The sequence below is a fragment of the Flavobacterium defluvii genome, from assembly GCF_900129555.1.
GTDB classification, from domain to species: domain Bacteria; phylum Bacteroidota; class Bacteroidia; order Flavobacteriales; family Flavobacteriaceae; genus Flavobacterium; species Flavobacterium defluvii.
In genome coordinates this window covers 14,964-29,799 of sequence record NZ_FQWC01000012.1, presented here as the reverse complement: position 1 = coordinate 29,799, position 14,836 = coordinate 14,964, and the positions used below count along the sequence as shown (strand labels likewise).

The following is a 14,836-nucleotide window of genomic DNA, read 5'->3' as shown; positions in this document are numbered from 1 at the left end:
AAAACAAATTCTCATGAGTTTATTTAACGAAGTACTTAATGCAAAAAAGCACCTTGAAGATGTCGTTGCGGCGACACCTCTAACCCAAAATTTAAATCTTTCAGACGAGTTTAAATCGACTATTTTATTAAAAAGAGAAGATTTACAAATTGTCCGGTCATACAAAATCAGAGGTGCTTATAATAAGATTTCTTCCTTAAATGAAAAAGAAAAAGTAAACGGAATTGTATGCGCCAGCGCCGGAAATCATGCGCAGGGTGTTGCTTATTCCTGTAATCTACTGCATATAAAAGGTAAAATTTATATGCCGAAAACAACTCCAAAACAAAAAGTAAAACAAGTACAATTATTTGGAAAATCATTTGTAGAAATTGTTTTAACCGGAGATACTTTTGATGATGCTTATGCATCCGCAACGGCAGATGCGATCAAAAATCATAAAACTTTCATTCATCCTTTTGATGATGAAAAAGTTATTGCGGGACAAGGAACCGTTGGACTTGAAATTCTGGAAAGTTATACAAAACCAATTGATTATGTTTTTGTACCAATTGGCGGCGGCGGACTGGCTTCGGGTTTGTCTGAAGTTTTTAAGCATTTAAGTCCGAATACTAAAATCATCGGCGTTGAGCCAAAAGGCGCTCCTTCGATGAAAACTTCTATTGAAGAAAATAAAAATACACCGCTCAATACAATCGACAAATTTGTTGACGGTGCGGCGGTAAAACAAGTTGGCGATAAAACTTTTGAAATCTGCCGATATAATCTTGAAGATATTATTCTGGTTCCCGAAGGAAAAGTCTGCACGACAATTTTGAGATTATACAATGAAGAAGCTATGGTAGTAGAACCTGCGGGTGCTTTGACCATTGCCGCTTTGGATTTTTATAAAGACAAAATTAAAGGCAAAACCGTAGTTTGTGTTGTCAGCGGAAGTAATAACGACATCGAAAGAACGGCTGAAATAAAAGAGCGTTCGTTACTTTACGAAGGTTTAATGCATTATTTTATGATTCAGTTTCCGCAGCGTCCGGGAGCTTTAAAAGAATTTGTAAATAATATTTTAGGTCCTGATGATGATATTACCTATTTTCAGTTTGCCAAGAAAAACAGCCGCGAAAAGGGTTCTGTTGTTGTTGGTTTAGAATTAAAAAAGAAAAAAGATATTCTGCCTATTAAAATGAAAATGACACAATATGGTTTTGAATTTCAATACCTAAATGACAATCACGATTTATTTACTCAATTAATTGGATAAAAATAAAAGGCTGCCAAAAAATCTGACAGCCTTTTAAACATCAATATAAAATTACTAATTGAATTCTCGATTTGTAATTATTGCTTTAATACTTTTTTAGAATAAGAACCTGTATTATCGGTTACTCTTACAATGTAAACTCCTTTTGGCAATCTTGAAATTTCAATTTCAGATTGATTTCCTTTTACAAAATTTACATTCTTTTTCAAAATGCTTTGTCCTGCGATATTGTATACTGTTATATCAGCATTTCCTTCATGGTTTGTATCAATTTTTAAATAATCATTTGAAGAATTAATAAAAATTGCCATATCGTTTGTACTTTCCGCTTCGGTTATTGTTAACGCTTTTTTTGCTGTTGATTCTACCTGTACAAACTGCCATTGCTGATTTAATCCGCCTGTATAATCCCAAACCTGAATATTAGCTCCATTTGCTGTAGAAACATTTTCAACATCAAGAGATTTACCTGTATTTACATTGGTAATTTTATAATATCCTCCGCCAAGACTTGCAACTGTCCATTTAAATTCATTCGAATTAGAGAAGGTTCTTTGCTGAACTTTCAAACCATTTGCTGTTCCGTTATTTTCAACTGCAAGATACATTCCAGTCGATTTTACTATGATGTAATAATTTCCGGCTCCGTCCGAAACAAATTTCCAGCGTTGGTTGCTTCCTCCGCCGCCAGTAACATCATATTGTTGAATTCTTCCTCCGCTTACTGTTGAATTATCTGCAACATCAAGTCCTTTATTACTGTTTCTTGAAATGATATTATAATATCCCGGAAAACCTGTTGGAGGCGGTGTCCCTGCTCCCCATGTAAAAGTAACTGCTGATGAACCCGGAACTGTATAATTAAATGCAGAAGACCCTGAAACTACTTTTATAGTATTTTGCCCTCCTGAATTGTAGATTACAAGCGCAATAGATCCGTCAGGATTTTTAAATCCAACAGAGAAAATACTTCCGCTTGTGCTTGAAGAACCGATTCTTACTGCACCTGGTTTTACATATTTAGAGATTTGGCCAATAATATAATACGCCACATTTTTAGTATAACTTGTACTATTATTAACCGTAATGGCTCCTAAACAAGTATTACATCCGCCCGGAGTACGTGGACCTAAACTTGAATTATTAGCAGCATTCCATTCTAACACTGTTTTAGACCAGTTGTTTGTACTTCCAATAACAACGTTTTGCATGTGCCAGCCAAAATCTCCGCTGAAGCTTCCGCCAGAACCTGTATATTGTTCTGTAAAATAAACGTTTTTATTTGTTTGGTTTTTTACAGTTGACATCGCTGAGATATTTCCTAAATATAAGTGAAACGCAGCACCGTCAACATAACTGCTGTTGTTTAAAACATCAATTGGGTATGCTGTATTATCACAGTTATGGTCGAAAGCAATAATTTTTACACCACCAAAACCAGCCGCGGCCAATTGAGGTCCAAGTTGTTGATTGATAAAATTCTTTTGCTCTGTAGAATTCATCAGCATACTTGGTTCATTGTTTGGGTTTTCAGGTTCGTTTTGCGGTGTAATTGCCCAAATCGGAATGCCCTGTGCCTGCATGGCTTGTATATATTTTACAAAATATCTTGCATAAGCCGCATAATATTGTGTCTGCAAACTTCCGCCAACCCAAGATCCGTTGGTTTTCATCCAGCGAGGTGCAGACCAAGGTGTTGCTAAAATTTTAATATTTGGATTAATTTGCTGAATCTTTTTGATAATCGGAATCAGGTAGGTTAAGTCCGGTCCATTTAAACTAAAGTTATTCATATTAGTATCTCCGGAAGTTTCGTTATAACTATATGAATAACTGCTTAAATCTGAAGCTGCAATACTAATACGAATTACACTTGCGTTTAATCCTGTAGTTGGATTATACAAATCGTTCAATAATTGATTTTGCTGCGTTGCCGCCATTCCGCTGATAACTTCGGCGCTTCCTTCGGTAAGAGTATAACCAAATCCGTCCATTGTTTGATACGTTGTTCCGGCATTTACAGTAACTGTAGAAGGATTTGTTCCAGAGTTTGTTCCAAAACTTACAGTTCCCTGCTGTTGTAGTAATCTTGATTGATCGCCTGATGTTATATAAGGCGTAACCGTCTGTGCATTTGTTTTTGTAATACATAAAAGCATTAATACAATAATTTGTGTCATTAAAGCTTTTACTCTGTTTGTAGGTTTTTGAGTAGTTTTGTGCATAATTTTGTGGTTTTTGTGGTTTTTTGATAGTTAAAGTTTTCTCATTTTATTATGATTATTTTTATTAAAACGCATCAAAAATATATCAAATTTCACGAAATCGATATAATTAGAACTTTACAAATACACATCATTTGTAAAATTTACCTTAACAAAAACTTATCTAATAAAAAATCAAATAACTGATTATCAAATTATTAATAAAAACAAAAACACAAAAAATCTTACTTTTAATTTTAAAACAACTACAACATTATACAAAATCAGGTTTACTACATTGTTTTATTGATTTCGATTGAAATATCTTCTTGTTAAATGACAAATATCATGATATGCACTTTGTGTTATGTTGTATTTTTGCTGATACATTTATTACTCTGAAAACATGGAGACACTTAAAGATATTTCAACTCTGGAAGATATTAAACAAATGGTCGACAGCTTTTATGCGAATGTTCGCAAAGACGATTTAATTGGTCCTATCTTTAATGATAAACTACAGGATCGCTGGGAACCGCATTTGCAAAAAATGTATGGTTTTTGGCAGACTATTTTGTTTGATGTTAGAGCGTATTCGGGAACTCCGTTTCCTCCGCATAAACAATTACCGGTAGATAAAACCCATTTTGACCGCTGGATCCAGATTTTTAATACGACAATCGACGCTCAGTTTTCCGGAGTAATTACAGATGAAGCTAAAATGCGTGCTGCAAATATGGCTTTTATGTTCAGTCACAAAATTGAATATTTTAGAAATGCTGAAAATGAATTAAGAAACTCTGTAAATAAATCTTAAATAATTTAGAATTTACATTACAAGATTTTATCTTTCACGGCTTATCTCCAAAAAATCTAGAAAAACGCAATAAAATTCAGTTTCGAATAAAAATTTTATGAAGAATAGCAAAAAATAGCGACCTAAATTCGTAATTTTACATTCTAATCTACAACGTTTTCGAAATGAATGCATCTATAGAAACCAATCCGTTATTAGAACGATTGCCGAAACATTTACAGCAATTTATTAAACCTCAGGATTATAGCGATTACACTCCTATTAATCAGGCGGTTTGGCGATATGTTATGCGTAAAAATGTAGATTATCTTTCAAAAGTTGCTCATCACTCTTATTTAGAAGGTTTACGCAGAACCGGAATCGAGATTGATTCTATTCCGAGCATGTACGGAATGAACCGAATTCTCACCGAAATTGGCTGGGCTGCCGTTGCTGTAGATGGATTTATTCCGCCAAATGCTTTTATGGAATTTCAGGCTTACAATGTTTTAGTTATTGCTTCGGATATACGACAACTGGAACACATTGAATACACGCCTGCTCCGGATATCATTCACGAAGGTGCCGGCCACGCTCCTATTATTGCCAATCCTGAATATGCTGAATATTTGAGACGTTTTGGTGAAATTGGCTGTAAAGCAATTTCTTCTCACAAAGATTATCAAATGTATGAAGCGATTCGTTTGCTTTCTATTTTAAAAGAAGCCGAAGATACGCCGCAGTATAAAATCGATGAAGCAGAAAAAGCGGTTGCTGATTTGCAAAATGATATGGGCGAATTGTCTGAAATGGCTCAAATTCGAAACCTGCATTGGTGGACAGTTGAATACGGTTTGATTGGAACGGTAGAAAATCCTAAAATTTATGGTGCCGGATTACTTTCTTCTATTGGAGAAAGTGCCTGGTGCATGACTGATAATGTTAAGAAAATCCCTTACGATATTTCGGCTGCGAATCAGAATTTTGATATTACGCAGCTTCAGCCGCAGCTTTATGTAACACCAACATTTTCTCATTTAAGTTTAATTCTGGAAGAATTTGCTAATAAAATGGCTTTAAGAACCGGAGGACTTTCGGGAATTAAAAAATTAATTCAGTCGAATGCTTTAGGAACTATTGAATTGAGTACTGGTTTACAAATTTCCGGAGTTTTCACCAATGTTATTGAAGAAGAAGGAAAACCGGTTTACATTCAGACAACCGGAAAAACAGCTTTGGCTTACCGTGAAAAAGAATTAGTGGGTCATGGAACTTTAACGCATCCTCATGGATTCGGAAGTCCGATTGGAAAACTAAAAGGTTTTAATCTGGCTATTGAAGATATGAGTCCCAAGGATTTACAGGCTTACAGCATTGTAGAAAATGAAACTGTAAAACTGGAATTTGAAGGTAATATTATTGTTGAAGGTGAAATTATTACCGGTTCGAGAAATTTACACGGAGAAATTATTCTGATTAGTTTTAGAAATTGTACCGTAACACATGGCGAAACAATTTTGTTTCAACCAGAATGGGGAAATTATGATATGGCTATTGGAAAAAAAGTGATTTCGGCTTTTTCAGGTCCAGCTGATGTGAATAGTTTTGACCTGATAAATATTGTTCCTTCTACAAAAACTATAAAAGCAAAACACACTGAAGAACGCGACGAATTAGAAAATTTATACGCTTTAGTTAGAGAAATCAGAAAAAATAAAAGTCCTAAAAATGAACTGAAATCTGTTTTTGAAAAACTAAAAAACAGTCATTCAAACGATTGGTTATTGTCTGTTGAAATTGTAGAGCTTTTAAATAATTCTGATGAAAAACAGCTTTTACAGGAAGTATTAGTTCATTTGGATCAATTGAAAGAAAAACGTCCTGAAATTGCACATTTAATTTCTGGTGGTTTGGATTTGATTTTTAATAAAGAAAAGGTTTAAATTTTATTGCACGCAGATTTTACAGATTTAAGCTGATGTACGCAGATTTTTAGTCTTACATTTTTAAATTGCCTCCTGCTTTAGCTGGAGGAAAATAAAATCAGCTAGAGAGGCTTTAGCCAAAAAAATATGTTTTGGCTAAAGCCTTTTTAAATTTCTTTATATATACCTCCAGCTAAAGCAGGAGGCAATTAAGCAAATCATTTTAATCTTTTAATCTGTGGCAAAAACATTTACTTCATTTGAACCTTAAAACTAAAGCTTCAAATCCTGATTTAATTCGCTTTCAGATTCAATAGTTTTTCCGTTATATTGTAATTTCCAGCCCATTGAATTTGTCATGATTAAAATCTTAGATAATTCGCTTATTAATCTGTTTTGGGCGTTTGTTTTTAAGGTTGAATTTTCGATTTTTTTAGCCATATTTGCTTTTACCGATTTATTGATTTTATTGTAATCGTCGCCCGTAAACGGATTCAATTTGCTTTGTTCGACATCATAAAACTGAATGTCAGGATTAATCGTGATTTCTTCTTTTGGAATATTTAGAATTGTGATGGTTTTGTTTTTTTCGTCGATATCGTATTTCATTTTATGCAAATCGTAAGCAACAGTAACATTTGCATTTACCACAATCAGCGCTTTTTTCTCAAAGGAAATCATATCCATTAAATATTTCTGCTGATTTTTATACGTAATGACTTCTGAAAAATGCCCTTCGGTAACAACCAGCTTTCCAACGTTTAGAATTTGCTGCTGAATTAAATTGGTATTATAATCAATTGTAGAATCGTCTTCTTTTTTAAACTGACAATATTTAAAAGCCAAAACAATGACTAAAATAGTAATACCGATACTAATAATTCTTTTAACTAAGTTTTGCATTCCAATAAATTATTTAGACGAATTTACTTCTTTTTTTAGTTTTTTTCGCCACGAATTCACGAATTTAATTTGTGAAGTTTCAAGATTTATGCAAAAATGAGTTAAAGAAAATTCGTGAATTTGTGGCGAAAAAAATCGCAGCAAATACTAGAATGGATATCCAATTGCGATATTTAAAATAAGGTTATCTTTTCGCCAAGGACCGCTTCCGAAATTAATATCATCAATAACCCATCTTTGTCCGTCCGGTAATGCAGGATTTCGAAGCGGCATCGCCAAATCGGTTCTTAAAATTAAAAAAGACAAATCAAATCGTAATCCAACACCTGCGCCAACAGCTAGTTCTTTCATAAAATCTTTTGAGATTTCGGCTCCGGGTTTATTTGGATCGGCATGTAAAAGCCAAATGTTTCCGGCGTCTAAAAACACGGCTCCCCTTACAATACTAAATAGTTTTGCCCTGTATTCGGTATTGAATTCTAATTTTAAATCGGCAGACTGATCTGGTGTATAATTGTTGTTTGTCGTTGGCGGAATTACATAACTTCCCGGGCCTAAAGTTCTGGCTCTAAAGGCTCGAATACTATTGGTCCCTCCTACTACAAATTGTTTTGATGTTGGCAGCGTATTCGAATTTCCGTAAGCAAATCCTGCACCAACAATTAATCGGCTGGCTAGTTCGCTTTCTTTTCCGAGTTTCAAATAATGCCTGAAATCTGACTTGATTTTTACATACTGACTAAACGGAACATCAAATATGGTTTTTACATTGTTTGGATAATCTGCACCGCTGACCAGTCCGGTAATATTTCCTGCCAAATCTAATTCACCATTAAAATAGATTGTATTTTTTCGGCGTTTCTGCATCGTGTTGGTATACGTATAACTATATGTTGGCCCAAAAATCAATTGTTTTTCGATTACTTTTTCTAATGCTGGATCTTGCTGAATATCTTCTAAATATTCAGCCGTAACATGGTTTGGACTCACATACGTAATATCCATCACATTTAACTGATGTTCTTTTCGAATATTTTCTTTCCATAAATAGCCAAAAGAAGCATTAAAAGAATTTAAGGCATACAATTGTGTTCTTTTTTGATATTCATATCGAAGCGTTGCTTTTGTTCTCGGTACATATTCACTATTTCCCTGAATATGAAACGGTGTTATAAATCTTGGCCAGGTCAAACTGACTTCTCCTCCAAGTTTATAAATATTTTTCCCTTTATTAACTCCGCCAAGCTGGAAATCGGCACCGCCAAAAACAGAAACCGTAAATAGTTCTGCACCCTTAAAAAAGTTTCGGTTATTCCAGTTTACATTGACTTCGGTTCCTGTGTAACTCGCTGAATTTGTTTTTCCTAAAACCTCAACACGAATAAATTTTTTCGGCAGAAGCGTTAGAAAATAATACGAATCTAACGTTTTTGGAATACTGTCTGAAGGTTTGAATTCGTTTTTTACAAAACTAAAAGTTCCCAGATTTACAAAACGGTTTAAGGTAAGATTATGGTCTTTTCGGTTATACAAATCTCCTTTTTTAAAATAGATCGTTCGATCATAAACTCTTGGTTTAAAGGTTTCGGTTGTATCTATAATAGTAAAATCTTTGTATTGCGTAATGTTTCTTTTTCTGTAAACCGCACTATCATTGGTAAGTGAATAATTTGGGTAAACAAATATCTTGTTGATTTTATAAGCTGTGAGTGCTTTTGGCGGCGTATCGGGTTTTATTACGATTTTCACTTTTACTTCATGATCGCCTTTACTACTATCTACCTGAGCCAAAAGATAATCGGGATTAAAATAAAAATAGCCTTTTTCTTTTAGTCTGGCATCGATTCGTTCTCTCTCGGCTTTTATGACATCGAGATCATACGGTTTACCAACTTTCAATAAACTTCTTCGGCTTGATCTTCCGATAATTCTTGACATTGCCAGAGAATCGTCAGGGAAAGTTACACTTTTTATAATGTATTGTTTTTTGGGCGTAACTGTATATTCTGCCGTAACTCTTTTGTTGCGAACAGTAGAATCGGCACTTACGCGGGTTTTAAAATAACCACGATTTTCGGTAAAATTGCGCAGTACGGCCGCATTATAATCTAAATCAACCTGGCTGAAAAGTACTGGCGGTTCTCCCACTTTATTTCTAAGCCAGTATCTTGTTCCTTTTTGTTTTTTAGGTTCTCCGGCAATATTATAAATCCATAATTTTGGTCGTAAACCCAGAAATTTTTTATTTGGTTTCGGGCGCAGTAAGCCTTCCAGTTCTGTTTCGAGTGCTTTTCTTTCTTTCTTTTTCATGATCGAATCCTTCACTGTTACAGAGCCGCCTGTGTAAAGCAAATCGCCTTCCGGAAGATATTTTGTGTTACTGCATCCTAAAACAAAAAACAGGGAAAACAGCGTCACAGACTTCAAAATTATTTTTATATGATTATGTTTTTTGCTCATTTCCTTCAATTTGATTTTCCTGCTGTTCTTCTTCAAGTTTTTCCTTTTCTTTAGCCTCTTTCTTTTTTTGTTTTTCTTTTTCTTTTCGAATCTTTTCTTCTCTTATTAATTCTTTTTCTTGTTCTGTTCGATGAAAAAGTTCTCTGAATTTGTTGTAACTCATGGTAATAATAAAGGCAACTCCGGTTTCAATTACCTGACCTTCAACGGCAACCTGATACTGATTTTTTCTGTAAGCACGCACCATATAGCGGCCGTCTTTGGTAAGCTGATAGTCAAGTGCAACGTCTCCGGCAATATTGGTACTTTCTTCATTGGCACGTTCCTGACCTTCAACACCAAAACTGCTTCCAACAGTAACTTTCAATCGGTCGTCGAGTAGTTTTTTAGAAACCTCAACATTCAGATCGGTTCTGTTTTGCATGGTTCCTGTTGTATAATCTTCTGTTGATTCGAGGTCAAAATTGACTTCAAATCCGGTAATTAATTCGCCCGCCAGATTGTTTAATTGCTGCGAAAGTATTTTACTCACACTCTGTCTTGCCAAAGATTCGGCATTTGTACCGCCGCTTTCACTAGAAAAAGGATTTTCGCCCACAAATCGGTTTAATAATAAAAGAGCAAAAACCTGTTTGTTCAATTCTGCAGGATCTTGTTCTAATTGTTTTAGCTTAGATTGTGTAAGTTCGACAACATCCGAAGAAACATCGTAATTTCCTTCAGGAAGCACGATTCCAAAAGAAATATCCGGTTTCAATAACTCGCCGTTCATTTTCAATAAAGTCTGAAACGGAAGTTTTTGTTTGTATCTGTTTCTTGTAGCTGAATCATCACTTCCCAACTGATTTCCAAGCAAATCAATTGGCGCTGCATTCACTTTATAAATTGCTGTAATATTTAAATTTGCCATTGTCGGCTCGCCATTCCAGGTTATGTAACTTCCTTTCTGGATATTGAATTTTCTTTTTATTCCGTTAAAATTCATTTCATACGCACCATCCGTAAACTCATATTTACCGGTTAAAGTTGTTTTACCAGATTTATCAATTCCGCCAACTAATTCTGCTTCACCTTTTAAATTCAGATAATCGCCATTGGCTTTATCAATTAAAAGTGTCAATTCTGCTTCTTTATCAATCGAAATCGCGACATTAACGTCCATTCCTTTTACATCAGACTGATTAAGCTGATTCTGAAGTTCAACGGTTTGTCTTAAATACATATTGTCTTCATCCACAAACTCAACAATTCCTTCACGATCTGCGATGGAAGGATCTGACTGCGGCAGAACAACTGTAAATTTGGTTTCTTTATTGATTTTAATCGTTCCGTCGACAGAAGGGCTTTCGAGATCTCCTTTGATATTTAGTTTAGTATCTAAAAACAAATCTCCATAAAACAAATCATTATCAGCGGCTTTAGAATTTATTGCCCTGAAATCATTGGCTTCAACAAGCAAATCAAAATTGTATTTTCTAAAATCAGTCGATTTGATGTTTCCGTTTACATACAATTCGTTATCGTTTTCATCAAAAAGAGAGAATTTATCAAATGTGATGGTTTCGTTATCAAACGTGATTTTTTCTTTTTTGATTTTAAAATAAGAATTGAGCTGCGTTACCCTAAAAGCTGCATCGTTAAAGTTAAGTTCTCCGTTAATTTTTGGAGTCGAAGTATTTCCGGTAACTTTAAAGTTTCCTGATAAATATCCGGTTCCTTCTTTGATATTATCCATGCTAAAGCCCTGAATACTTTTGATATTCAACTTATTAATCAGAACATCAAAATCAAAATTTCCGGCTTTGATATTATAATCTCCTGAAAGTTTTACGTCATTTCCATCGTCGCTTAGACTTACATTTGCTGCCAGAAGATCAGCTGTTTTATTGTCGACTTTTACCTCCAGGTCTCCTACTTTTTCGCCTTTAAAAGTAAAATCATCCACTTTTATATCCGAAGTAAAAGTTGGGTTTGTCATAACGTTTTCTACAACGGCATTTCCGTTAATTAAACCCTGCATTAAAAGTTTGTCTTTTTTAACCATATTCATAATGGTTTCGATTTTGAAGTTTACAAAATCGATCTGTAATGGTGCATTGTTTTGCGTTCCCTGCGACTGAACTTTTAATTCATTTCCGCTATTGTTCAGGAAAAATTTATTGACATACAATCGTTTATCTCCAAATTCAACTGCATTTTCCGGATCAATTGACCAGCGGTCATAATTTAAAATGAAGTTCTCTGCATCAATTTTAAAAATGTTTTTAGAATCTTCTGTTTTAAATTCTCCTGCAATAAAATACTGCTGTTTTTCTTTCGCATCCTGAACTTCAAGTGCGTAAGTCAAAATATTGTTCTGAACTTGTCCTGTTAAACTTGTAAACGGAATTTTTAAAGATCCGCTTTCAATCGTAGCAATAGAAATTGAATATTCTAAAGCATTTTCTTTGGCTTCGATATTAATTTTTCCATCGGCAATGGTGTTATCTGCGTAAACGATTCGCGGAATTGTTCCTCTTATTTCTAAAGAATCTGATACGTTATTGTATTTTCCTGTGATTTTAATTGGTTCTAAACCTGTAAGTTTCGGAATCAGTTTAAAAAGAATTGGGTCGTTATCAACCGTTAAGGTAAAAGCTAATCTTTGCTCGTCTGATTCTCCGTTTGCTTTTGGATTTTTTAAATCAATATATTTTGACAATGATTTTTTTACGGCCGCGGCTAAAGTTGTCAATTTGTATTTTCCGTCAACTTCGGCTTTTAAAAACTGAGATGAAATTTTAATATTGTTTCGCGTATTGTCTGAAAATGCGATAACACGAACCGAATCCAGAACAATTGGTTCTTTATCCTGCAAAATCTGAATGTTTGAAAGAAATACTTTTCCGTTTAAAAAATCCGGATTACTATTAGCAATATCGGCATCAACATTCCCGCGGAGTTTCATTGGTCCGGCATGCAGGTTCAGTTTTTCGAGATCGGCAATATCAAGATTCAGTTTTAATTTTACTGCCGGATATTTCTCTTGTGTATTTCCGCTTGCTGTTAAATTAAAATTCAAATTTGGATCCTGCATTCCTGATTTTACTGCAAATGATCCGTTTGCAATATTTCCTTTTAATGCTAAATCTCTGTAGGTATATCGGTTGAAAACTGCTTTCTGCACAATTCCGTCTAATTCTGCCTGTGCCGTTTTTGGGTCTAAACCTTTTCCTTTAACTTTCGCTTTAAGCGTAATTTTTCCGATTGAATCATTTTTGATTAATCTTCCTAAATCAAAATCAAGCAAATAAACTGTTGCATCGTATTTCTCTTTTTTCTTTACTCGCTGGTCGAATAAAGCATCGACTTTTGCATTTCCGAAACTGCTGTTTAAAGCGAGATTGGTTTTAAAATTCTGAACAGAACCTTTGAATTTTCCCTGTAAATTAATCTGCGATGGAAGCTGAATATTTTTCGGAATTGTTCCGGCCGGCACGAACATATTTATATCTTTTGAAGTACTTGATATTTTCTTGATATCTAAATCGTAATAGGCTTTTTGGGCATCAGGAAGTCCGGCTATTTTCCCGGAAAAGGAAACTTTTGTTGTGCCGATTCCGCTCATTTCAAATTTCGGAATATTCAAATCTTTTACTTTTCCGTTTACACGGCTGTTTACATATACAATGGCGTTTGGATTACTTTTAAACGGATTTGTTTTCTGTAAATCTGGAACAAACATTAAAATGTCTTTAAATCCTATTTTTGATTGTTTTAAATTGGCATCGACAGAAAGATTGGCAATGTCTTTTTTAAGCGCAGCAAGTGATTTATATTCTACTTTAATTTTGTCTTGTACAAGTGTCTGCGGTGTTTTTAAATACAAATTTTCTAAAGATGCATTTTTGGGTCCGTAGAAAAAGTCTGTTTTTAAAGATTGAATATTTAATCCTCTTTTTTCAGCTGCGGCCAGCGATTTGATATTTCCCGAAATGGTATCGTTTGCATAATATAATTTCTCTGCTTCGAGATTAAATTTACTCAAATCAAGATGACTGTAATCGATTCCTTTTGCGGTTGGTTTCGACTGCATATCATCAAATTTGAAAGCGATATTTTGAATACTGACTTTGTTAAGTTTTGCTTTCCAGCCTGCTTGTTTTATGGCAGTTGTATCTAAATTTGGCGCATCGATTTGTTTGTCTTTTGCTCCTAATCGTAAATTTCCGCTAAGATTTTTTAATTCGAAAGTGTCGAAATCTAAAAGCTGTTTGTTTATATTAACCTCATTAACGGATAAATTTAGATTTCCTAATCGAATGCCTGAATTTAATTTTGAGTCTTTATTGTCGTATAAAATATCGATTTTAGACAAAGCGATTTTATTTAAGGCCAGTTTGAAATCCGGTCGTTTTGAAATAGTATCAACTGTTTTTACCGAAACTTCTGCAATTTTTTCTACAACATCCTGATCTAAAACCAGTTTTAATCCGTTTAAATTAATATTCGGAATATCAAAATCCATTTTATCTAAATCGAATTTATTGAATTTGGTATCAAAATGAGTCAGTTTAACGGCAATGTCATTTTTAGAATAATCGTCTTTAAAATTGAATTTAACGTTATCCAGATTTACTTTTACAACTGATATTTTGAATGGTTTAGCATCGGGATCTTCAACTTTTGGTTCTTTTGATTCGAATGCTTTTATGATATAATCGAAATTGAAAACACCTTCTTTATTTCTGGAAATATTGGCTTTTACGTTTTGAAGTTTTACAGAATTGATTTCGAGTTCGCTGCTTACAAGTTTAAAAAGATCCACATCGACTTCTAAACGATTACCTGCCAGCAGTGTATCTTTTTTTTGGTCTTCAAAATAAAAACCTTCCAGAACTACATCTTTTGGGAATTTTATGGCAATTCTGTTTAAAGTAACTTTGGTTTTTATTTTTTTATGAAGATAGGTTATCGCTTTGTCTTTGGCGAAATTCTGAACTGATGGAACCTGAATTAATATTATAAGAAGTAATAAAAGTGCAACTACAAAAACCACGCACCATAACAGTACACGAAGTGTTTTTTTTACGTAATGAATGGTTTTCTTATTCATAGGTCAATAAAATACAGGATTTAATTGCTTCTGAAAAAAGCAGGGTTACACATCTTACAAAAATGTAAAATTTAAACCTTTAACAATTTACATAATTATTCGGAATTATTCTAAAATTCCACTATTAAATAGTTAATTTCTTACTTTATTTATTTCGTGTTTTGAGATGATTTATAACGCAAAGTGCGCTAAGAT

7 protein-coding genes are annotated in these 14,836 nt (G+C 33.9%); 3 read left to right on the top strand and 4 right to left on the bottom strand.

Features of this window, described 5'->3' with window-relative positions; all coding sequences use genetic code 11:
- Window positions 1-13: 13 nt before the first annotated feature.
- Window positions 14-1,258 (top strand): threonine ammonia-lyase IlvA, encoded by a 1,245-nt coding sequence (ilvA, locus tag BUC29_RS19635; RefSeq protein WP_073418193.1) that lies wholly within the window; start codon window positions 14-16, stop codon window positions 1,256-1,258.
- A gap of 77 nt (window positions 1,259-1,335) precedes the next feature.
- On the opposite strand, the gene BUC29_RS19630 is transcribed toward ilvA, so the two are convergent.
- Entirely contained in the window at window positions 1,336-3,483 is a 2,148-nt protein-coding gene (locus tag BUC29_RS19630; RefSeq protein WP_073418072.1) for an RICIN domain-containing protein, read from the bottom strand.
- A 385-nt stretch (window positions 3,484-3,868) separates the two neighbouring features.
- Between BUC29_RS19630 and BUC29_RS19625 the strand changes: the two genes are divergently transcribed.
- Window positions 3,869-4,279: a group III truncated hemoglobin gene (locus tag BUC29_RS19625; RefSeq protein ID WP_073418070.1), complete on the top strand. Its 411-nt coding sequence runs from the start codon at window positions 3,869-3,871 to the stop codon at window positions 4,277-4,279.
- Window positions 4,280-4,443: 164 nt separating this feature from the next.
- Complete coding sequence (locus tag BUC29_RS19620; protein WP_073418068.1) at window positions 4,444-6,201, top strand: aromatic amino acid hydroxylase; 1,758 nt, start codon at window positions 4,444-4,446, stop codon at window positions 6,199-6,201.
- A gap of 255 nt (window positions 6,202-6,456) precedes the next feature.
- Here BUC29_RS19620 and BUC29_RS19615 read toward each other — a convergent pair whose 3' ends face one another.
- The 3 genes from BUC29_RS19615 to BUC29_RS19605 form a co-directional block, all read right to left on the bottom strand.
- A complete protein-coding gene (locus tag BUC29_RS19615) occupies window positions 6,457-7,086 on the bottom strand; it encodes a DUF4230 domain-containing protein (RefSeq protein ID WP_073418067.1) in 630 nt (209 codons plus the stop codon).
- Between the two features lie 147 nt (window positions 7,087-7,233).
- Entirely contained in the window at window positions 7,234-9,546 is a 2,313-nt protein-coding gene (gene tamL, locus BUC29_RS19610) for a translocation and assembly module lipoprotein TamL (protein ID WP_073418065.1), read from the bottom strand.
- Window positions 9,530-14,641: a translocation/assembly module TamB domain-containing protein gene (locus tag BUC29_RS19605; RefSeq protein ID WP_073418063.1), complete on the bottom strand. Its 5,112-nt coding sequence runs from the start codon at window positions 14,639-14,641 to the stop codon at window positions 9,530-9,532. Before BUC29_RS19605 ends, tamL begins: the two co-directional genes overlap by 17 nt.
- Between the last annotated feature and the right edge of the window lie 195 nt (window positions 14,642-14,836).